The sequence below is a fragment of the Ihubacter sp. rT4E-8 genome (assembly GCF_049852125.1).
Taxonomy (GTDB): Bacteria; Bacillota; Clostridia; order Peptostreptococcales; family Anaerovoracaceae; genus Senimuribacter.
Genome location: NZ_CP187532.1, coordinates 239,494 through 260,764, shown reverse-complemented (window position 1 = coordinate 260,764; position 21,271 = coordinate 239,494). Strand labels below are relative to the sequence as shown.

19 protein-coding genes are annotated in these 21,271 nt (G+C 41.1%); 4 read left to right on the top strand and 15 right to left on the bottom strand.

Annotated features, from left to right (window positions below; all coding sequences use genetic code 11):
- Positions 1-44 precede the first annotated feature (44 nt).
- The 8 genes from ACPW7J_RS01205 to ACPW7J_RS01170 form a co-directional block, all read right to left on the bottom strand.
- Entirely contained in the window at positions 45-3,608 is a 3,564-nt protein-coding gene (locus ACPW7J_RS01205; protein ID WP_425756020.1) for an AMP-dependent synthetase/ligase, read from the bottom strand.
- 242 nt (positions 3,609-3,850) lie between these two features.
- Positions 3,851-4,564, bottom strand: coding sequence for a purine-nucleoside phosphorylase (gene deoD, locus ACPW7J_RS01200; protein ID WP_424960429.1), 714 nt, complete (start codon positions 4,562-4,564; stop codon positions 3,851-3,853).
- A gap of 133 nt (positions 4,565-4,697) precedes the next feature.
- Positions 4,698-5,486 (bottom strand): hypothetical protein, encoded by a 789-nt coding sequence (locus ACPW7J_RS01195; protein ID WP_425756018.1) that lies wholly within the window; start codon positions 5,484-5,486, stop codon positions 4,698-4,700.
- A gap of 10 nt (positions 5,487-5,496) precedes the next feature.
- Positions 5,497-6,876: an alginate O-acetyltransferase AlgX-related protein gene (locus ACPW7J_RS01190; RefSeq protein ID WP_425756016.1), complete on the bottom strand. Its 1,380-nt coding sequence runs from the start codon at positions 6,874-6,876 to the stop codon at positions 5,497-5,499.
- 11 nt (positions 6,877-6,887) lie between these two features.
- On the bottom strand, positions 6,888-8,252 hold the full coding sequence (locus ACPW7J_RS01185; RefSeq protein WP_425756015.1) for an MBOAT family O-acyltransferase: 1,365 nt from the start codon (positions 8,250-8,252) through the stop codon (positions 6,888-6,890).
- 63 nt (positions 8,253-8,315) lie between these two features.
- Positions 8,316-9,611 (bottom strand): transglutaminase domain-containing protein, encoded by a 1,296-nt coding sequence (locus tag ACPW7J_RS01180; protein ID WP_425756013.1) that lies wholly within the window; start codon positions 9,609-9,611, stop codon positions 8,316-8,318.
- A gap of 54 nt (positions 9,612-9,665) precedes the next feature.
- Positions 9,666-10,916, bottom strand: a complete 1,251-nt coding sequence (locus ACPW7J_RS01175) for a transglutaminase domain-containing protein (RefSeq protein ID WP_425756011.1) — start codon at positions 10,914-10,916, stop codon at positions 9,666-9,668.
- Positions 10,917-10,937: 21 nt separating this feature from the next.
- Complete coding sequence (locus tag ACPW7J_RS01170) at positions 10,938-12,299, bottom strand: O-antigen ligase family protein (protein WP_425756009.1); 1,362 nt, start codon at positions 12,297-12,299, stop codon at positions 10,938-10,940.
- 468 nt (positions 12,300-12,767) lie between these two features.
- Here ACPW7J_RS01170 and ACPW7J_RS01165 point away from each other — a divergent pair, with 468 nt between their 5' ends.
- Genes ACPW7J_RS01165 through ACPW7J_RS01155 form a run of 3 tightly spaced genes read left to right on the top strand, consistent with a single transcriptional unit; the run spans position 12,768 to position 14,231 of the window.
- Positions 12,768-13,115, top strand: a complete 348-nt coding sequence (locus ACPW7J_RS01165) for a type IV toxin-antitoxin system AbiEi family antitoxin domain-containing protein (RefSeq protein WP_425756007.1) — start codon at positions 12,768-12,770, stop codon at positions 13,113-13,115.
- Complete coding sequence (locus tag ACPW7J_RS01160) at positions 13,040-13,402, top strand: hypothetical protein (protein WP_425756005.1); 363 nt, start codon at positions 13,040-13,042, stop codon at positions 13,400-13,402. Before ACPW7J_RS01165 ends, ACPW7J_RS01160 begins: the two co-directional genes overlap by 76 nt.
- Entirely contained in the window at positions 13,365-14,231 is an 867-nt protein-coding gene (locus tag ACPW7J_RS01155; RefSeq protein WP_425756003.1) for a nucleotidyl transferase AbiEii/AbiGii toxin family protein, read from the top strand. Before ACPW7J_RS01160 ends, ACPW7J_RS01155 begins: the two co-directional genes overlap by 38 nt.
- A 265-nt stretch (positions 14,232-14,496) precedes the next feature.
- Here ACPW7J_RS01155 and ACPW7J_RS01150 read toward each other — a convergent pair whose 3' ends face one another.
- The 5 genes from ACPW7J_RS01150 to ACPW7J_RS01130 form a co-directional block, all read right to left on the bottom strand.
- Complete coding sequence (locus ACPW7J_RS01150; protein ID WP_161875319.1) at positions 14,497-14,691, bottom strand: hypothetical protein; 195 nt, start codon at positions 14,689-14,691, stop codon at positions 14,497-14,499.
- A gap of 95 nt (positions 14,692-14,786) precedes the next feature.
- Entirely contained in the window at positions 14,787-14,969 is a 183-nt protein-coding gene (locus ACPW7J_RS01145) for a hypothetical protein (RefSeq protein WP_425756001.1), read from the bottom strand.
- 313 nt (positions 14,970-15,282) lie between these two features.
- Positions 15,283-15,489 carry a PF20097 family protein gene (locus ACPW7J_RS01140; RefSeq protein ID WP_161875317.1) on the bottom strand — a complete coding sequence of 69 codons (207 nt, stop codon included), beginning with the start codon at positions 15,487-15,489 and terminating at the stop codon, positions 15,283-15,285.
- A gap of 13 nt (positions 15,490-15,502) precedes the next feature.
- On the bottom strand, positions 15,503-16,414 hold the full coding sequence (locus tag ACPW7J_RS01135; protein ID WP_425756000.1) for a hypothetical protein: 912 nt from the start codon (positions 16,412-16,414) through the stop codon (positions 15,503-15,505).
- 353 nt (positions 16,415-16,767) lie between these two features.
- Positions 16,768-16,935: a hypothetical protein gene (locus ACPW7J_RS01130; protein ID WP_161875315.1), complete on the bottom strand. Its 168-nt coding sequence runs from the start codon at positions 16,933-16,935 to the stop codon at positions 16,768-16,770.
- Positions 16,936-17,049: 114 nt separating this feature from the next.
- On the opposite strand from ACPW7J_RS01130, the gene ACPW7J_RS01125 reads away from it, so the two are divergent.
- Positions 17,050-17,247: a hypothetical protein gene (locus ACPW7J_RS01125; RefSeq protein WP_425755998.1), complete on the top strand. Its 198-nt coding sequence runs from the start codon at positions 17,050-17,052 to the stop codon at positions 17,245-17,247.
- 68 nt (positions 17,248-17,315) lie between these two features.
- Here ACPW7J_RS01125 and ACPW7J_RS01120 read toward each other — a convergent pair whose 3' ends face one another.
- Together ACPW7J_RS01120 and ACPW7J_RS01115 are read right to left on the bottom strand one after the other, a co-directional pair.
- Positions 17,316-19,061, bottom strand: a complete 1,746-nt coding sequence (locus ACPW7J_RS01120; protein ID WP_425755997.1) for a leucine-rich repeat domain-containing protein — start codon at positions 19,059-19,061, stop codon at positions 17,316-17,318.
- Between the two features lie 38 nt (positions 19,062-19,099).
- Complete coding sequence (locus ACPW7J_RS01115; protein WP_425755995.1) at positions 19,100-21,247, bottom strand: fibronectin type III domain-containing protein; 2,148 nt, start codon at positions 21,245-21,247, stop codon at positions 19,100-19,102.
- Positions 21,248-21,271 lie beyond the last annotated feature (24 nt).

The window sequence follows — 21,271 nt, the reverse complement described above, 5'->3', positions numbered from 1 at the left end:
GTACGCCATCTAACAAAGGGTTTCCGTCTGACTTTGAATACACGTCAAAGTGTTTCGGCTCTATTAGCCTCTACAAAGCGCTTAATCTTCTTTCCTGTGGTCTTCTCAAAATCTTCTTTTCTGATTCTGATCTGTTTGATCTTTTTATAGTAGGGAAGTTCTTCGTTGATTTTGTCAACTTCTTCCCATATCAGATCCCTCGCTTCCTCATCCGTGTAACTTTCACCTAATTTATCTGCTACATCCTCCTCGCTCAACGTCACCGTAGCGATGATAGTGGTGTCGTTAGAACCGTCTTCACCCTCATCGCCCCATATCATACTTTCCGCAATATATGGAACGCGGCCCAGATAGTATTCCAATTCTTCCGGAAATACATTCTTACCGTTCTTCGTAATGATGACATTCTTTTTACGCCCTGTAATATAGATGAAATCTTCCTCATCTATATAACCCAGGTCTCCTGTATGGAACCATCCGTCTATCAAAATCTCCTCGGTCGCCTGAGGATTTTTATAGTAGCCTTGCATGATATTATCGCCCTTGAAACAAATCTCGCCTACGCCTTCTTCATCTATATCAACCAGCTTAACTTCCATTCCCGGCAACAGATGTCCTACCGACGCGTTTCGCATATCCTTCAACACATCCGGATTCAATGCGGCCATAGGCGAACACTCCGTCAATCCGTAACCCTGTACAGCGATAATCCCCAGATCATTAAAGAACTGCAGAATATCCGGATCAATAGCCGCGCCGCCGGAAATCAATACGCGCATTCTTCCGCCGAATACTTCCAGAATCTCTTTCGTAAAAGGCTTGCTGATATCCAGTCCAGCCTTCTTCGTCTTTCTATTGAGAGACAAAAGTCTCCGCAGCGTTTTTTCCTTTCCCTTCTTGCGTACATTCTGCCAGATCTTCTTATACAGAGATTCAATCAGTACCGGTACGCCAAGCAGCATAGTCGGCTTCACTTCTTCCAAATTCTTTGTAATGTATTTCAATCCCTGACAGTAAGCAATTGCCGCGCCTTTATACAACGGCATCAGGAACGCGCAGGTACACTCATAAGTGTGATGTACCGGCAACACAGAGAAGAAAATATCCCAGGTGTTTACATTAAGAATCGTTGGCGCGCTCATAAGGTCAAAGGCCAGATTCCAATGGCTCAGCATAACACCTTTCGCAATGCCTGTAGTCCCGGAGGTATACAGCAATACTGCCATAGCGTCTCCGTCAATTTCAGCATCCAGGAACTGTCTGTCGCCCTGCGCAATCTGATTCTTACCTTCCTCAATCAGAGTTTTCCATGACAAAACTTCCTCGCTGTGATCAATCTCATCGAAGCTGACCAGTATTTCCAGCCCAGTTTGTCCGGAAGCCTTCATATCCGTAAATATCTTTGTATATTTCTTGCTGAAGATAACGCAGGAAGCTTCCGCGTCTATAATCAGCTGCTGCAGTTCTCCTGCTGCCAGTTCCTTATCAAGCGGTACGACAACGCCTGCACCGCCTATCACTGCCAGATAACTGGATTCCCACTGATAACAGGTTTCCCCGATGATAGCAATTCTCTTGCCCTTCAGTCCCCGGTTAATCAATGCTGTTCCCAGACCATTGACATCACCCAACGCTTCCCTGTATGTGATGGATGTGTATGGTTTATCCTTCTCAAACTTCTGCATGAAAGCGACGTTGTCGCCATACAGAGCCACGCTTGATTCAAACATCTGCTTTATATCAGTAATCGGTCTGCTGCTCTTGTATCTAACATACGGATCATTGCTTTGCGTGAGATCGTCAGCAAAAGCCTTTGCTCGCTTCATTTCTAATGCTTTCTTCTGTTGATAACCCATTTCTACAGTTTCATCTGCAGCGGTCTGCGCCGCGGAAACATTGCCGTAGCGTTTGATCTTTCCTGTTGTCGTCTTATCAAATTCCTTCTCTCGGATGTTGATTCTCTTTACCGCTTTATACACAGGCATCCGCTTATTAGCTTCGTCAACCACCTCTCTGAAGAAATGATAGATTTCGCTGCTGTTCATTTCGCCCTTCTGCTCTTTCAACAGCTGATAATTCGGGAAAATGTCCGCAGTAACCATGACGTTGCCCACTTTCGCATCAACAGCGCCATATACCAATACTTCGGAAATCAATTCATTCTCCATTAGGACAGTTTCAACTTCCTCCGGGAAAATATTCTTTCCGCCCTTTGTTACGATCACAGTTTTCTTACGGCCGGTCAGATACAAAAAACCTTCCTCATCCAGATAACCCAGATCTCCGGTATAGAGCCAGCCATCTTTCAAAACCTGACTCGTCGCTTCTTCGTTGTCGTAATAACCCAGCATGACGGAATCACTCTTTGTCACAACCTCACCGATTCCATCCTCATCCGGGTCTACAATTTTCACCTGCGTGCCCGGCATCGGCTTTCCTACAGACGCGGCCTTGCTGTAACGATCCTGATTTACTGCGATAATCGGCGCGTTTTCACTCATGCCGTATCCTTGAATCATCGGCAGCCCCATGGCTTCAAAATCCTCGATAACCTTCGGATCAATGGCCGCGCCGCCTGCGATAAACAACCTTATATTATTGCCGAAGTTCTGATGAATCGCCTTGAAAAGCTTTTTCATCAGCTTCGAATTATTATACAATTTCATTTTCTTAGACAGATCAATCGCCTTGCGAAGCTTCTCCGCCTCGCCTCTGCTTTCGGCCTGCTTCCACATGCCCTTATACATCTTTTCAAAGACCAGAGGCACGCCCAATACAATATTAGCTTTCACTTCTATCATATTTTTCTGGATATACTTTATGCCTTCGCAAATGGCCACCGTACCGCCCTGATAGAATACCGTACAGATATCGCAGGTAAACTCATACGCATGGTGAATCGGCAGGATGGACAAGGTGATCGTTCCTTCCGGCACATTGACCAGCTTGGACATGCTGTACACGTTTGACACGATATTTTTGTGGCTCAGCATAACGCCCTTTGACATACCTGTCGTTCCCGAAGTATACATCAGCGTCGCCAGATCATCAGGCCTTATTTCCGCGTCCACATAATCACGGATACCTTCCTTCAGCAAACGTTCGCCTTCCTGTATGAGCTTTTTCAGGGACAAAACATCTCCATCGTGTTCTTCCTGACCGATAGAAATGAAGTATTCCAGATCAAAACGTTCGTCAAACAGCCCTTTAATATTCTTCTCGCTACGCTTCGTATAGATAAGAGCGCTCGCCCCCGAACGGCGAATCAAATTTTTAATTTCTTCCGGCGGAAGATTCTTGTCCAGCGGGACGATCACACCCACTCCGCAAACGACAGCAAAATAGGACAAAATCCACTGATAACAGCTTTCCCCTATTACAGCGATCTTCTTTCCGCTAAGACCCAACTCTAAAAGACGCGTTCCAAGGGCGTCCATTTCATCTCGAAATCTCCCGTATGTGACAGGCTGAAAAGTTCCGCCCGGTTTATCCTTCTGCAGATAAGCCGTCCTTTCCTTATATAATTCTGTACTTTTGATGATCATATCCTTCAGATCGGTAACTTCCCTGACAGGATAATATACACCGTCATATTTTTTATGATTCATTTTGCTTCTTCTTTCCTAAGTTAAATTTGGTAGTTAATAATATATTTTACCATTGTTTACAAGGATATTCAAGGGTTTCAACCTAAGTTTCAGAGCAAACGGCACGAAACCCTCCATCTGAAATCTACAATTTTCGCCAATCAGACCTGCCCCTATACGACGCCTCAACGATAAAATAGCTCCGCTGCCCTACACGGGCGCGAAGCTATAAATATCAACAATTGATTTAGTTCTAAATGAATCTACAAAATCGCCGTTTCCAGGGCGATCTCCATCATCGTGGTAAAGGACGACTGCCTATCATCAGAGCTGCAGGATTCACCTGTCACCATGTGATCACTGACAGTGCAGATACACAGCGCGTTCTTTCCGGCTCTCGCGGCTTCCATATAGAGCGCCGCAGCTTCCATTTCTACCGCCTTAACGCCCATTGCTCTCCATTTGTCATAATCACGTGTACTATCATAGAATACATCCGAAGAAAAAATCGTACCGATATGCGGCTTAACCCCAATGCTCTCCGCTGCGGTTTCTGCCTTCTTCAAAAGCTCATAAGAACAGACCGCTGGAATCGTCGCATTGATCTCATACTGCGCCGCCCAATTTGTATTGGTCATGCACGCAAGTCCCATAACTATATCGCGTACCTTAACATCCTCAGAAAGCCCTCCTGCCGTACCTACTCTGATAATATTTTTCACATCATAAAAATGAAACAGCTCGTGAGAATAGATACCAATAGCCGGCATGCCCATACCGGAAGCCATGACAGAAACCCTTTTTCCTTTATATGTGCCGGTATAGCCCTGTACGCCCCTGACATTGTTGACCAGAACCGCATCCTGCAAAAAGTTTTCCGCAATAAACTTTGATCTCAATGGATCGCCGGGCATCAGTACCGTTTCAGCGAAATCCCCAAGGGCTGCGGAAATATGTGGCGTTGGAATATTTGACATATGAATCACACTCCTATCTCAGATTAACTATATGTTTATTCTAATAGATTCTCTCGTCCAGGTCAATCAAAACCAAAGTTTTTCCCCTAATTATCTTAAGTCTGGCCGACAGCATGTTGTGAGGGAATGTATATCACTGTACGCTCTGCACGATCTCTTTGTTTCCCTCTTTATATGTATACACGGTAAATCCAGAATAACGCCATACGCCATCTTCTCCTTCTCCCAAGCAGCTTGGCGCATAGCTCGTTGAAGATGGATATCCAATCGCGTTAATCAGCTGCGAAACACTTCGTCCGACATACTTCTCCGCTATAGATTTACTTGGTTTTGCAGCTGGTTTATTCGTATTTTCTTCTTCCTGTTTCATTTTCTCTTGTTTCTTCTTTTCTTCTTCCGCCTCCTTTTGTGCTTTTGTCTGCACTCCAGCAACTACCGTTTTAAACCTTTTTACAATTTTTCTTATGCTATCTGATGACGTAGCAGATTCTACCTTTGCACAGTATTTCTCTATTAAAACACAAATCGTCTTTTTTCCATCCTTATCATATCGAGATAAGTCACACTCCCGTATTTCCTCCAATGCTCCCTTTTTCACTGCGGACAACTTGTCTTCAGACGTCACAATTTTTCCAAGATCTTTCCTAAAATCCGAAAACAGCTCCTGTATTTCCGATTTTGCGACACACGCGTCAAGATCTTGCAGATATTTGTTTATCAACGCCTTTATCTGCCCCTGCTCTCTTTCGTCATAATAGGACAGATCCACATGTTCCATCGCATCAGCTGTCCTTATACGTAAATCGGTAATCATTCCCTCCTGTTTATTACGGCAAATCCAAATTCCAACTACCGTCATCAATAGAATCATAATCGCTGCCATTACGGCAATTATCTTTTTCTTTCTTCTTTCCTTCTTCATCTATGCACACTCACTGACAAAAAGTTCCGGACACCTTTACGATACGCTCCTTGTCCTGACAATATAACGTAACCTCCACAATCTCCCCTGAAACATCCTTCTCTGGAAGACGAAGATAAAATCGATTTTCATCTAAATAAAACGGCATATAACATGCAATTCCTTTCTTTGATCGAATCTCGACCAGATATTCTGTCTCATCCACGATACAGCTATGGTCAACCGCACCGGACACAACATAATATCCGTCCTCCTGCTGCAGATCTATTTTCCCATAAACCTCTGACGCAGCCTGTTTCCTCTTACGATTGATTCCTTTACACTTTGGCGCTTCCAATACAGGCGCTGTTTCACAAAGTGTGTCTAAATTCCTCTCTACGATTTCTACGATTACATCACCCGGCAAATAATCATTCAGCATCTCCATCTGATACGGCACTTTTTTTGAGAATAACGCCGCGCCATACTCATCAGCCATAAATGGCAACAAAGCAATACCAAAAGAGTCTCTGTACATTACCAGATTTTCTTTTTTCCGTTTATTCTTTGTTTCAATTTGGGGTTCGTCATTATCTCTTACAGGGTTGCGATAGATAAAATCATTCTTCCTGTCGTATGCCACATCCCAATCCAACTCTGTTCCTTCCGGATAGACCATCTCGTACAAATCTCCTTTGTGCGACCGCGTTTGTTCTGCAGAAACTGCATCATAGGATATTGCTGTTCTTCCTGTCCGCTCCATCAAAACATCTCTGACAAGGAGCGCACCCTGCCGATTCCAATGAGAGTCCCACTTATGGTAGACAATCTCCTTGCTCTCGCGAAGCGGTACAAAAAGATCAATATAGTATGATGTGTCCAGATATGGCTTTAATTTCGAATAATTATTCTCCTGCATTTGCTCGAGATAACGATCAGGCATAAACTGACTGTACAGCGAATTTTTATTAGGCGCAATGGTAAAGAAAAAGCTTCCGCCTTTTTTCTCTATACCCCTTTTCATCGTTTCCAGATTCCTTGCAATAGCAAAAGCCTGCCTGTTGCTGATGGTTGCCTGTCCCAGATAATCCTTCGCTGTTTCTTCAAAAAAAAGCCATCCATCCTTACCGCAAATCACTTTTTCATTTTCCGAGGAATTTACAAGGTTCTCCATCAGTCTTGCGTTGGCGGTAATCAAGGTCTGACGTCCAGCAAAATTGCTGTCCATATATGCACTTAAATCCTTCAGATATTCCGAGTTCCATTCTCCGTCTTCTTGTAATTCCGGTTTTACTACCGTTATTTCATTTGCTGCCGGCTGCCGTTCCTTCACAAAAAACATTGCTCCAAACGGGATTGTACAGATGAGAAAAAACATCAAGCTATAGCACATACAGAGTCTTTTTTTCATAAGCTGTCTCCCTAAAATCTAAAGTAAATAAACGGATTAAATGTTCCCGATGACAGGTTCAAAATACACAGCAGCAGCAATGCCAGACTTCCCACGTAAGCTACCGTCTCATAGAATCTTTCTCCGTCTTTCCGTCTTTTAAATAGTTTCTGCACCCACACTCTGACTGGCATAGAAAAAATCACCGCCGCCAGTAAAACCAGAAGCACCTTCGGTGTCAGCTGCAGTAATAATGCCTGTTTCAGCGCAAATTCCCAGTGAAAGCCGAGGAACATTTCTTTAACGAAATAAAATCCTTGTCCTATACTCTCCGCACGGAACATCACAAATCCGACAATTACAATCAGCATTGTATAAACATGTCCAACACATCGTCCCTTTATCTTTCGCTCTGGCAATATTCCCGTCACCTCTATTACCGAAAAAGTGCCGTGGAACAATCCCCAAATAACAAACGTCCAGCTTGCGCCGTGCCATAATCCGGTTACAAAAAACACAATGTACTTATTGATATAGGTACGCATTCTGCCCTTTTGATTTCCGCCCAAGGGTATATATACATACTCTTTGAACCAGGTCGATAATGAGATATGCCAGCGTCTCCAAAACTCTTTAATCGATGAAGATATATACGGATAATTAAAATTCTCTTTATAATGAAAGCCAAACATCTTCCCAAGACCGATTGCCATATCAGAATAACCGCTGAAATCAAAGTAAATCTGGAACAAATATGTGACAGCGCCAAACCAGGCAAGAGGCAGATTTACCTCTTGCAGCGCAAATATAACATCCGCGGCGCTTCCCATGGTGTTTGCAATGAGCAGCTTCTTAGAAAGCCCGCAGATAAAACGTCTGATTCCCTCCGCAATTTCTTTGCTGTCCATGCGGCGCTTGGACAGCTCGCCTTGTATGTCACTATACTTAATGATCGGCCCTGCAACCAGCTGCGGAAAAAAACAGATGTACAGAAGTACGTCGCTGAACCGCTTTGCCGCCGCGCTTTCCTCTCTATATGCGTCAATGACATAAGACAGCGCCTGAAAGGTAAAAAAGGATATGCCCACTGGTAAAGGTATCCCCGGCTGTGGAAATTCCGTAAGCAAAATTCTGTTGGCTACTTCCACAGCAAAGTCAGCATATTTGAATATACTTATAACTGACAGGTTGAAAATTACCGCCAAAAATATTGAAATCCTGCCTGCAAGCCCCTTCCTTGACGCGTATAAGCCAAACAGATAATTTGCCGCCGCCGAAAGCGCCATGACAATTACGTAAAATGGCTCTCCAAATGCATAGAAAACCAGGCTGGCTAGAATAAGCAGAAAGTTTTTCGCCCGTATCCCAGGAAGCAAACAATACAATCCAAATGTCATTGGCAGGAATGCAAATAAAAAGATTGTCGAACTAAATACCATGTTTCTCTATCATTGTCTCCTCTATTTTCTGATTGCAGGACCGCCCTTCTTATAGTAATGCTTATGGTGCATTTTCTTCATTGTTCCGTACGGACGCATGAAGTAATCGCTTCCCCAGCCGCCTTTATAGCTCAAATATTGCAGTTCTGTATCCAGAAAACGTTTGGTACCGTCCTCTCTTTTAATTTCTGTCCAGCCATGCTGCATATAATATTTATTCTGATTATACGTCACATAACCGGAAATCGTTCTTGCGTCATAACCGCATTTCCTTGCCGCATACGTAGCTGCCGCTGCATAGTAGTAACAATTGCCTTTTTTATTCTTCAGCATTTTGTACGCAAGGTTCTTATCCCAACTGGTGCAGTTTTTACTCGGTTTCCGTTTTATGTCTGCTTGATAAGTACAGTTTTTATAAATATATGTATATACCGCCTTTAATTTTTCTTTATTGGACATAGCATTCTTTGTCTGCTCTTTAAACACCTTGACCAGCTGTTTATCCAGTTTTTTATTTCCTGTCGTATACCGGCCGTTTTTGTCAAGATTACTGTCATTGATAGTACAGCTTCTGCGAATTATTTTTACTTCTTTATCGACATAGTAGGATTCACCGTCAATGACTTTCCATCCACTTCCAGAAATCCCCTGATGCTCTGTATTATAATGCGTCCAGTTCTCGCCACCCTCAGAGTTTTCCTCCAAGGTATGTCCAATAGATGCTTCCATCACATCGTAATAATATTTGCTGTCCACAGGAACATCCGTAAATATCCTGATTCGGCTTCCCTTTAAAATCGTGTGCTTGTCGGTATTCTCTCTGCCCAACGCACGATTGATCAGTCTAACCGCAGCGCCTCGCTCAATTGTATCAGCGCTTTTCGAAGTTACTTCTTTCCCCGTACATTTCGCAAGCATGCTCTCCAGCTGCCCCTCAGTTATATTCCGTTTCGGATGAAAGTTCCCATCCTTATCAGTTCCCACAATATCCAAATACAACAACGCCGCAATCGCCTTGCCATACGCTGTTTTTTCGTTTACGTCATCACAAAAGACCTGCCCTTCCGGCTTTTCTGCCAGCAAGTTATAAATCATTTGCGCCGCAGCGCCTTTTGTCAGCTTCTTTGTTGGAGAAAACTTCCCCAATGAATCCGGTGAAATGTATCTAACATGTTCAGTCGTCAGAGCGCAATTCTTCTCCCGCGGCGCCTCCCCTGTCTCATCAGCAAAGGCTATTGCCGGCATAAAAGCAGTAAACATCGCGATGACCACTATAACTATAATCAATTTCTTTACAATATTACGACATAAAAACAAAATTCTTCTCCCCTCTTTCCATTCACTCATATTTAGATATTATATATATTATCTCTATTTAAAATAGTCACTTTTGCAGGTCGGAAGACCTTTAGTGTTCCACCGCATTCCTGTATAGCGGTAAGTTTTTCCACTGACCAGGAAGTATCCGCCTTGTGCATCAAGAATATACCATTTTCCATCGATCTTCACTTGATTCCACTGATGAGACGGATTCAGTGATTTACTGTTGGCATGCACATAGTAACAAGGAATTCCTATAGCATCGCACAGCGCCTTCATGCCGCGTGCATATCCAGAGCACTGTGCCTCTCCATAGACCAATGCGCCCCATGCAGTATTTGCCTGATTATACTGCCAGCCTGCATAAGCGTAAGTACAGGTATTCTGCATAAAAAGATACGCAGCTTCTATTTTCTCATAATCCCTCATATCACTTTTAATATAATTTAATTTGAATCCCTGAACAGCTCGCTTCACATCCTGCAGTTCTTTTGTAGACAAATATGGTCCATAAACAGATCCCTTATTGTATTTGCCTTTAATCTTCGGCGTTTTTGTACTAACTCTGAACACATTGGAATAATCACTATAGTACGTTTTACCGCCGGATACACGGTACGCACGAATCCTATAGCTATACAGCTTACCCTTTCTGGCAGAAGTGTCGGTCCAGATTAAGTTCTTTGCTCCTTTTACTGTTTTTACTCGTTTCCATTCTGCTCCCGAAGTTTTTCGATATATTTTGTATCCCTGGCATCCCTTTATACCGTTCCAATACAGCTTTGGTTTCACTGAAGGGTTAGCAAATCCTTTGATTATAGTGACGTCAGCCCCGCCGAGAACAGGCGCGCCGGAAACAACCTGGGAAAAATCACCATGGCTTTCATTCTGCACCAGTCTTACTTTGTAATAATACGTCTTTCCAAAGGTCAACGTACTGTCATAAAAAATATACTCTGTCGCGTCGTCATTTCTAAGGCATGTGATTTTTTTCTTTTTACAGGAAGCCTGCCAGTACCCATTATCCAGACTCATCCAACTAAGTCCGCTCTGCACCAGCGTATCGACATGCTTATAAGTGCCATTCTCTGAAGTTGCCCTGTAGATTTCGCAATCATAGGAAGATGACATTGAAACCCCAAAGGCCACCATATTATATCCTATACCCTGACAATCCAGAATTTCCGGCGTCGGGATACGGCTGTCGTATTCCGACGCGAACACGCTGCCGTCTGGCACAAGCACTACTGTCAGCGTCAATACTACTGACAGTAGCAATGTCAACAGTCTTCTTTTGCTCATGATTTTCTTCTCCTCACATTATTATTGCATTTGTATCTCTTTAAGGTACGATTGATAAGACGCCGGCAAATCAAGCGCAGGCTTATCCTGAATCCTCCAACCAAGCGTATCTGTCTCCTCTTTGACAATATCCAGCTGCTTTGGAACGCGAACCGCTTCCCGCAAACAATATTGAGCACTCTCCTGATCCCCTGCCTGCGAATACCATTCTGCAGCTGCAAACAGCATATCCAAATAATCCAGATATTCCTCTAATGTATATCTGGACAGCGCTATAGCTCGCTGCTTGCACTCTATCATCTTCCGCACATCACCCCTGCTAAATGATGTTCGAGCTTTAGCATCCCATGCCAACGCAACAGAGCTATTATGTGATAAAATCTGCTCTGCCTTCTTCTCCATTTCATCAGCATCCTGCGCCGCTTTCAACTCCTCTATCTGCAAAAACGTGTTCTGTGGATAAAATCTGTTTGCAATGCTCTGCCACTGAAAATGCCCTGCTGCAGCACCTACAGCAAAATAACACAAAAATAGTGAAAGGCCAACAGAAATAATCGTAACTCGCTCTATTCTTTTTACCGGAATAATCCGCGATTGACCGCATTCCCACGGCAACAGCGCCAAAAAAATCATATAAACAGCGATATACTGCAAATCAAAATCAACTAGCGCGTGCAGTCCCATGGTCAAGAGAAGCAGTCGATGCAGCCCGCATGCAGCCTTTCTCATTCCATAAATCCACATTCCGATAAAGCCACTTCCCGCTAGCCATCCTATGTCTAAAAATATCTGTAAAAATTCATTGTGAACATGATTAACAGCATAAACTCCCGTCTGAAAGCTTCCCTGCGTAAAATAATATCCCAGATACCCAAGCCCTAACGGATGTTCTACAATTACCGAAAGTGCATCCTTCCAATACAGAACCCGTCCTAAAAGACTGCTCTCCGATGAAGAAATTTCCAACAGGCGCGGATATGCGTTGTCACCTTTTACAGCCAAGAAACATATTACAGCTGCACCGATAGCAGCTGTAATACCAAAGCACAGCACTCTACGACGTTTTTCTTCAACCATCACTGCCGATACCAATAAGAGCATCGGCAGCATCAAAAAAACGGTTCGGCTTCCTGTCAGCAAAATCCCGGCCGCCAGTACCATTGCCTGGGCAATATTACCGCTGCGCAGCTCCTTTTGATGCAGCAGATACAGCAGACAGATCAATAAAAACAAGGCGAAGGTGTTGGGATATTGCAATGTTCCCGCCAGTCGATTTCCTGTCCAAAAATACTCCTGCAGAACGGGAATCATCCCACCTAAGCTGGAAATCAATGTAATCAGTGTGCCGATGGCCGGTAATTTCTCTAATATTGCAGTTCTCATCCTCTCCGGCGATTGCAACATCAACAGCGAAAAAATTCCCACAGGTACAATTTTCATGCTGCCCCAAACCGCCATATTGCTATCTACCGCCCAGAGAGGACTGATTAAATACAGCAGAACGAATCCTGCAAAAAAAATCGCAGGATAGCTTTTCTTCCAAATGAAAGCTCCATTTTGCCGAATCGTATGCCATAGCATATATAACAGACAAATACTAAGGAGACAGGCTTGGTATTCATAATAAGCTCCTGTGCACAAAAGCGATAGAAATAGAATGATGCACATGCTGCCTGCTCCTTTCTTTTTTCGACAAAAATATCATATCAGATTTAAAAGTTGTACGCATTTACCTAGGTTAAGCCGAAGCTTCCTTTTCTGGAGAGACTTTTAACATATTCTCTTTGCATCTTCTATTTTTTCTTGATTTTCACTTGTTTTTATCGAAAAATGATAGAAAGAGGTGAAAATATGATTCAAACTACGTCTATGCTTTTGACACAACTACAGGATTACGCCAATCCAAATACAAAACTGTCTCGTTTGGTAAAGAACGGAAACTATTATCCTATCGTAAATGGGCTTTATGAAACGGAAAAGGATACACCTGGCTATCTACTGGCTGGCAGCATCTATGGACCGTCTTATCTTTCCTTCGATTTCGCACTTGCCTATCACGGACTGATTCCGGAGATGGTTTTCACCTTCACTTCGGCAACCTTTGAGAAAAAGAAAAAAAAAAGATGTTTCAAACGCCTTTTGGATGTTTCACCTACAGAGACATTCCTGCCAATGTCTATCCTCTGGGAATCTGTCTAAAACGAGAAGGCTCTTACGCATTCCAAATCGCAGCGCCAGAAAAAGCCCTTTGCGATAAGCTTTATACACTGCCTCCGGTTAGAAATCTGTCTGAAATGAGACAAATGCTGACGGAGGATCTCAGAATTGAAACTGCTGCGCTGCAGACGCTACACATGGCGGATCTGCAGCTGCTGCAAAATTACTACCATGCAACCAACGTGACTATGTTGGTCAAGCTTTTAAAAAGAGACCAAAAGGAGCAAAGCGATGCATACGATCATAGAACAAATGCTGCAGACTTATGATCTGACAACGGTATATAGCAAAAAGAACGCTATGAAGGAAATCATACAGGAAATCACTCTCTGCGGTCTGTCTCGCGCAGGATTCTTTAAACACGCTGCTTTTTATGGAGGAACTGCTTTACGAATGTTTTACGGACTGGACCGTTTTTCGGAGGCTCTGGACTTTACACTCACTGCAAAAGATCCTGAATTTGATTTAAAAAGTTATTTCCCCATGCTGGAAAAAGAAATCCGTTCTTACGGACTAAATGTGACGATAGAAGAAAAAGAGAAGACTGCAAACTCTTTCATACGCTCTGCCTTCCTCAAAGGCAATACCAGAGAACATCTGCTGCTTTTCTATAATGACACAGCGGCAGCAGATGCCGTTGCGGGAAACGAAGTCGTCAAAATCAAATTTGAAACAGATGTGAATCCGCCTTCTCTGGCTACCTTTGAAAAAAAATACTGCCTCCTCCCGGCGCCTTATGAAGTGCAGCTTTATGACACGCCGTCGCTTTTCGCCGGAAAGCTTCATGCTGTTATCTGCAGAGGCTGGCGCAGCCGTGTAAAAGGCCGCGACCTGTACGATTATGTCTTCTATCTTGCCAGAAATACCAAGGTCAACCTGCCTCACCTGCGTGAACGTCTGATTGATTCCGGCTATATTCCTTCCAATGCACCTTGCACTTTGGATGATGTTAAAGCGATGCTCTGCAGCCGTTTTGAAACCATCGACTATACAAAAGCCAAAGAAGATGTTCTTCCATTCATTAAAGATCCGACCTTGACCGCACTGTGGAGTGAAGATTTCTTCAAGCAGATTACAAACGGACTGCAAGCCAGGTGACGGATGTGAATTACGAGAGGCTCCCAAAACAACTTTTACCTCATTTCTTTCATAAATGCAATTTGCTATAGAGTAAAATAAGAGCTGAAATTCCAATAAAGAGATTTCAGCTCAAACATCATCGTAGAAGATTAGTATTCACAGATTTTTTTCACAATCTCGATCGCCCTTAAATTAGGAGCTTACCTTTTTAGATATAAGCTATGATATTAATTTCAAGAATTTACTGATTCCGTATTTTCTTAAATAACCATCTCTGCGGATGTTACAGTTTTTTCAAAACCCCGCATACACGATACTCTATTTTCAACCAGGCGCGCTCAATTTTTTCTTCCCTTGTTATCACAAAGGCTTCAAATCGATTATCTTTCAGCCATCCGATAGAGTTTATCGGCTTTAATTCTTTTCCGTCATCATAATACGATAAAAATTCTTTATACTCTATCTGACCTGCGGACAACAACACCTCCTGCTGATTTGGGTAAAATATTTTGGTCTCAAAGTTTGATGCATTTTCTATCTCTGAAACAATTTCTACTTTCGATATATAAATTGTTAGAATGCCTTTATGATTAAATCCCGCAATTCCAAAAGGATCTCATTTGATTTCAGGTCATGCTGTTTTGCAAAGGTGTAATTATCGGCGAGGTCCGCACATAATTTTGTATTAAAGCCCGCATAAATAAATACTCCTACCAATATGACAGCGATACCGCAAATGATTTTTCTTTTTATCATAATTATACTGCTTTAGTTGAACAGTGCTAAGTGACTGTATCAATATTGATTGCATTGCCATCTTGAAGATGATTTCCTTCGATGAATTCTTTTTCCATCGATATCGTTTAATATGTCAGGATTTATATCTACATGGACAGTTTCTTCATTTTTTCTTACATGATTTTAGAGCAAATATGATTGCAGAATATTTATATCTTCCTTTTCTAATTTGAACAGCGTATTTAAAGTTGTTTTATATTAGTATTGATTACTCTTTATGAATTACTAGTATTTGTACGATTTGCTCTGCTAATCGTTAATATCATTGTTTTTATAATTTCTCATCAATAATAATTTTTCTGCATTGATTACATCTGAACGCTTCTATTTTGGCAACATCTACTCCCGTAGCAAGGGTTACTTCTCCTTCTTTTTCGTACAATGACCATCGCCTTTTCCCCTGCTCACTCCATGCAAGTCTGCGAAGACCCATAAGCTTTCCCGAGGTCATTGTGTTTTTACAAAATGGACATTGCATTTAAAATCTCCTCCTAGCTAGAGTATATTCTTGTTACTCTATATTTTAACGCATAGTCAAAATATTTATATGAACCACTGCTGCTCCTCGCATAATAATTCAATATGTCTTTATAGACAAAGCGAGCTTCACCAGCACCACTATGAGAAATTTGATATCCATTTTTATGCTGCCATCTTTTAATTTCAATCTTTGAACCCACAGAAAGAGGATGATCTGATTGAAGCATAGTTGCAACACCTCCAACAAATCCTGTTGCAAGACTAGTTAATGTGCCTGCCACAGCTCCCAAATTAGAAACTCCCAATACTCCACCTGTAAGAATCGTTATAATCGCACCTACAGTCAAACTTTTTACTGCCTTGTTAAAGTCCACATCTACCCCATATGTATTAACAAAAACAGAATAATCATCTCTTGTTGTTCCTGAAGGCGGCGAGTCTACATACGCCGTTTTATTATAATGCTTTCCTTGTGGTTCTGCATCCTGTTGCCTTTCAGCAAAAGCCCCGTTTTCTGAAACAGAATCACTTTTTATGGAAATGCTCACCTCTTCGCCATCTAGTAACAATGTTCCGTCAGATTTACGTATAACAATATTTTCAAGCGCTCCTTCTTTAAAATAGTATTTTATATCTCCATTTGCAAAAAAGGTTTCTTTAACATAACCCTCTACACCATTTTTAAAAGTATAGGCGTATTCAATATTTTTACCGCTTTTCTCCACAACAGATATTTTTGTGCATAATGTATTTAATTCTGGAATAATCATTGCATCGAGGGTGTCAACCTTTTTATCAAAACATTCGTTTTCAAAATAAAAGTTTGTTGTTTTATTTATATTTAAACCCTCTTCTGCAAATGCCATTGTTCCCATTCCCAGAAGCAAAGACATGATGAGCAACATGCTTATTACCTTCTTCATTTTAATCTCCTTTCTGCTACATTCGTAGCTTGACTTTGACTGCCCTATAGATTAAAATTGAATTGGAGTTTTTCTTAAAATATGTATTGTGGCTGCATTCACGACGTATCTTTGAAAAGCTCTCTTTTTATTCTAAAGAACAATCTTTCAAAGATAATATCCTAATACCAACAGAAACTAATCAGTAACCAGCTGTTTATTGATTTATTTTTCTGACTTTTCTATATCATAGCAAATTAATGTAAATCTGTCAATCATTATTTTTTTAATAATATATTTTTTAAATAATATTTATACTTCAAAAGTTTTACTATATATTTTGCATTGTAAAAAGGCAATTTACAAAGATACTTCTAATTATCCAGCAGCACGTCCGGTAGGGTTTCCACAGACAAAAGCCGCGAATCAGATAGCGCTTTAGTTTCTAAATCTAAGGCATTTGTCTCTGCAAAACGCCTGCATAATTCAGCAAGTGTTTCTATTTCCTGTAACGAATCATCACATATTATAATTTTCATCATCTTGTCTGTCCAAAATTTTTTCTGTACTTATTATGCAACAAAAAATATATATTCACTATGTCTAAGGAAAACATTAAGAAATAACCTTCTATTCTTTCTTGATTTTCAGCATCTATGCTTTTAGCACAATTACAGAATTACGCCGGAAAGCTTCATGCTGTTATCCGCAGAGGCTGGCGCAGCCGTTTTGAAACCATTGACTATACAAAAGCCAAAGAAGATGTTCTTCCATTCATTAAAGATCCGACCTTGACCGCACTGTGGAGTGAAGATTTCTTCAAGCAGATTACAAATGGATTGCAAGCCAGGTGACGGATGTGAATTAGGAAAGGCGCCCAAGACAACAGCAGGGAGGTTTTCTCCCTGCTGCAGCAAAAACGCTATTTTACTTTCATCACTTTAGAATATGGTCCATACACTGTCTTTCCATTGACTTTTTTATATGCTCTGACCTTATAATAGCACATTTTCTTTTTTTGCCCATCTGAATCATTCCAAAAATCACGACCGGTTTTATCTTTGTAACTGGACCAACTTCCTGATTTCCCTGTATGACTCCATAATATCTGATATCCACTTGCACTTTTCACTTTTTTAGAAATATGTAAAATCTGAACCCTGGATGTTGCATCTATATTAATCCAGCTATTTACTTCTATAATAGGGGCAGTAAGTCCGTTTTTCCTTTTTTCTGCTGATTTGACTTCAGTACCAGTCTTCTCTTTCATTAACCAAGGATAGCCATAGTTGCTTCCATTCTCTCCAGTTCCGTCATCTTTCACACTTTTGAATAGAATATTATTTTCCTTTGCATAAGCTTCTGCCTTTGTCTTTTTAACCCCAGTAATTGATACGCCAGAAAGCCTGATAGGATTCGCAAACCAACCCCGCTCTTCGTCATTAAAATCATAGCCATATGCAAAATTCTCTATGCTATCTACTTTTTTAGGAATTGTCAATGATTTCAATTTCGTACATCCGCCAAACGCCGCAGTTCCAATGCTGGTTAATCTTATATTATTTGCTCCATCGGCAATCGTTACTTTCGATAGTGATTTGCAGAAAACAAAAGCGCCGGTTCCTATACTTTGCAATGACGAAGGAAGCTTGATACTCGACAGAGCGCTGCAATGATCAAACGCGCCGTATGCAATATTGGTTACTGTATTGGGCATCATAACTTTTTTCAAGCTCGTACAATTCTCAAAAGCTCTTATTGGAATTTCTGTAATTTTCCCCTTTATCGTTACCGATTCTAAATTATCACACTTTGAAAAAGCGCCTTCATAAATCTGGGTTACCTTTTCAGAAACCGTATAATCCTTGGCTGTAGCTTTATACTTCATTAAAACTTTTCCCAGCATTGTAGTTTCATTCAAGGAATCCAGCCAAGGAGTACGCAGGAATGCATCATAATCAATTAACGTCACGCTGCTGCCACCATGTATTTTTTTCAGCGATGAACAATCTTTAAATGCATATGAGCCAATCTTCTTTACTGATACTGGAAGTGTCACTGCTTCAAGGGTTTTATTCGATTGAAAAGCCGCCTCCGAAACAGCTACAGTTCCCTCAGGAACCACAACATTCTTACCGGTTCCGTTATAAGCAATATAAGTTTTACCTAATACAACATGTTCTGTCGACTGACACCATTTTGTTCCTTCAAAAACTCTGCCCTGAATGTCTTCAACATTCTTTCCTCCCGTTACGACAGAAAGATTCTCACATTCTCTTAAACTGCCTGACAATACTTTTGTCGTTGATGGAATAGATATCTCCGCTAACTTTGGCAAAGACGCATCACCACTAAAACTCCAGAAACTAAAATGTATTTCCTTTGCTCCGCTTCCAATTACGACCTTTTTAATATCATTTTTTATGTCCCCTAAATCATCCAGGCTCAAATATAAGAAACCCTTTCCTGTTATTTTAAGTGTCCCCTTGGAATCTAATGTCCACTTAAAAGAATCTCCATATTGTAACGTTCCACTTTTTACAGCCATCGCCTGCAATTGCGATTCATTATCTGAAGCAGCAAATATCATGTTAGCAGGCATGATCGCTGTACCCAAGACCATGGCTGCCGACAAAACGATACTCCATAGTTTTTTCTTAAAACACATATTGGTCTCCTTTTCTTTTGTAAATTCAATATTGTATATTATTTTACTTTCACGCTTTTTGCTGTTGACCACTTGCCATAGTAGGTTTTTCCATTAACTACTTTATAAGCGCGCACTCTCACGTAATACTTCCTCTTGCTGGAAAGCTTTTTGATTGTTGTGCTGGTGGCATCTGCCCCTTTCACCTTTTTGCTCAAGGAAGATGAAAACTTACTGGATTTTCTCCACTGCACCTGATAGCCCGTCGCCTGCGGGTTTTTCTTCCAACGTACAGTAAGGGACTTCTTTGCTTTCGACTTCACCGATGCGATGGAAACCTTTTTGGGGATAATCTTGAATTCCAGTGTTTCCTCACCGCTATAGTCGCCGATTCCTGTTACTGTAACTGTCGCTGTTCCTATCTTTTTATTATTAGAATAGGAAATGGTATAATCTGTACCTTTTTTGAGTTTCTTTCCGTCGTACATTACCGTTGGAGATGGTTTGATATATTTTCCAGTGTAAGCATAGCTGTCAGCAGAAATTGTTACAACTGCATCAGCCAAATCAAAAACCGGATTTTCAATTTTGCTTACAACAATCTCTACCACATCGCCAGGTTTCAAATCTGTGACGGTGTTCACAGCGCCTTTAGATACACCATTCACTTTCACGTCTTCCAACTGATAGTCTTTTTGTACTGCGATAGTTACGGAAGTTCCGTCTTCGCTGAGAGATGTTGTATAACCCTCGCCGCTGGAAATAGTTGGCTTCTGTGCAGTATTGTCTGGATTTTCAGGCTGTCCGCCACCTTCACTTACTTCAATGGTAACATCGATAAAGCCGCCATTGTAATCATATCGATAGGTAACATTTTGTCCTGCTTTTAAACCTGTTAAAACTGTCCCTTGCTTTTTGCATCCCTTCAAATCTAATATCTTTCCAGCCTGAATAGATGGTGCGATGGTCTTCAAATCTACAGAATTCTGACCTGGCTGTAGGGCGAGTTTGTATGGAGAAGGATTACCAACACTTCCATTGTATTGTTCTGGAACAAGAAGCGAAATCAGCGGACAACCGGATATTTGAAGATATGTTTGTGGATATATCTCCGATGGCTTGCCTAACTCCGTGTTATTTCTCAGATCTAAACTTGTTATATTAGTATCCATGCAATTTAAATCTTTTAGTTTTAGATTTTTGCTTACATCCAAAGTGGTTAATCCCGCACCCCAGCACCACAAAGACTCCAAATTCGTATTTTGGCTCAAATCCAGATTTGTTATATCTGTATAGCTGCAATTCAGATATTTTAATGCTGTATTTTTAGTTACATCTAAACTAGATATACGCACAACTTCTTCGTCTGTTTCTCTTCCTATACAACTTAAAATTTCCAATTTTAAATTCTTTCTTACGTCCAAATTCGTTAATCTTGCATAGCTACAATGCAATTCCCTTAGTTCAGAATTTTTGCTCACGTCTAAATTTGTGATATCTGCATAATCACACACAAGTCTTTGCAATTTGGAATTCTGGGTTACATTCAAAGAATTTAAATTTATATATCCACAATCCAATTCCACTAATTCCGGGTTTTGACTTATATCTAATCTCGTGATATTTGTACTATCGCATCTTAAAATTTGTAATTTTGGATTTTGTGTTACATTTAAATTTGCCAATTCACATGCACTACAATCCAATTCCGTTAATGCTGGATTTTTACTTACATTCAAATCCGTCAACTCCGCAACACTCCTGCAGTTCAAAGATTCCAATTTTGGATTACAGGTCACATCCAAACTTGTTAGTCCAGCATAATGGCAATCTAATATTTTCAAATTTGGATTATGACTTAAATCCAGACTTTCCAGACGGTGACTATAGCAGGATAAAATCTGCAAATTGTAAAATCTTTCTATGCCTTTCAGCGAAGTTACCGTTGAATGAGATTCTCCTTCTTCTATGTCATCACTGTCTATTATGATTTCTTTAACATTGTCAGCCTCTAATGCAGACAGTCTTCCATTCCCATTGCTGTCACAATGTTCCGAAACATATGCTCTAAACTCTGCATCCGGAAAATTGGCTTCATCAATCGGTATACCATCCTCTGCCGCTGCAGCTTCTAGTGGAAAGACTGCCGCAGTCAGAATCATAGTAGTGGATAAAATAACACTCCATAATTTCTTTTTTAAACGCATAATATTTCCTCCCGTTCATTTCAA

Bases quoted from the DNA above. Each gene is read 5' to 3' on its own strand.
- ACPW7J_RS01205 (WP_425756020.1), bottom strand. From the start codon at position 3,608: ATGAATCATAAAAAATATGACGGTGTATATTATCCTGTCAGGGAAGTT.
- deoD (WP_424960429.1), bottom strand. From the start codon at position 4,564: ATGTCAAATATTCCAACGCCACATATTTCCGCAGCCCTTGGGGATTTC.
- ACPW7J_RS01195 (WP_425756018.1), bottom strand. From the start codon at position 5,486: ATGAAGAAGGAAAGAAGAAAGAAAAAGATAATTGCCGTAATGGCAGCG.
- ACPW7J_RS01190 (WP_425756016.1), bottom strand. From the start codon at position 6,876: ATGAAAAAAAGACTCTGTATGTGCTATAGCTTGATGTTTTTTCTCATC.
- ACPW7J_RS01185 (WP_425756015.1), bottom strand. From the start codon at position 8,252: ATGACATTTGGATTGTATTGTTTGCTTCCTGGGATACGGGCGAAAAAC.
- ACPW7J_RS01175 (WP_425756011.1), bottom strand. From the start codon at position 10,916: ATGAGCAAAAGAAGACTGTTGACATTGCTACTGTCAGTAGTATTGACG.
- ACPW7J_RS01170 (WP_425756009.1), bottom strand. From the start codon at position 12,299: ATGAGAACTGCAATATTAGAGAAATTACCGGCCATCGGCACACTGATT.
- ACPW7J_RS01165 (WP_425756007.1), top strand. From the start codon at position 12,768: ATGATTCAAACTACGTCTATGCTTTTGACACAACTACAGGATTACGCC.
- ACPW7J_RS01160 (WP_425756005.1), top strand. From the start codon at position 13,040: ATGTTTCAAACGCCTTTTGGATGTTTCACCTACAGAGACATTCCTGCC.
- ACPW7J_RS01155 (WP_425756003.1), top strand. From the start codon at position 13,365: ATGCATACGATCATAGAACAAATGCTGCAGACTTATGATCTGACAACG.
- ACPW7J_RS01145 (WP_425756001.1), bottom strand. From the start codon at position 14,969: ATGATAAAAAGAAAAATCATTTGCGGTATCGCTGTCATATTGGTAGGA.
- ACPW7J_RS01140 (WP_161875317.1), bottom strand. From the start codon at position 15,489: ATGCAATGTCCATTTTGTAAAAACACAATGACCTCGGGAAAGCTTATG.
- ACPW7J_RS01135 (WP_425756000.1), bottom strand. From the start codon at position 16,414: ATGAAGAAGGTAATAAGCATGTTGCTCATCATGTCTTTGCTTCTGGGA.
- ACPW7J_RS01130 (WP_161875315.1), bottom strand. From the start codon at position 16,935: ATGATGAAAATTATAATATGTGATGATTCGTTACAGGAAATAGAAACA.
- ACPW7J_RS01125 (WP_425755998.1), top strand. From the start codon at position 17,050: ATGCTTTTAGCACAATTACAGAATTACGCCGGAAAGCTTCATGCTGTT.
- ACPW7J_RS01120 (WP_425755997.1), bottom strand. From the start codon at position 19,061: ATGTGTTTTAAGAAAAAACTATGGAGTATCGTTTTGTCGGCAGCCATG.
- ACPW7J_RS01115 (WP_425755995.1), bottom strand. From the start codon at position 21,247: ATGCGTTTAAAAAAGAAATTATGGAGTGTTATTTTATCCACTACTATG.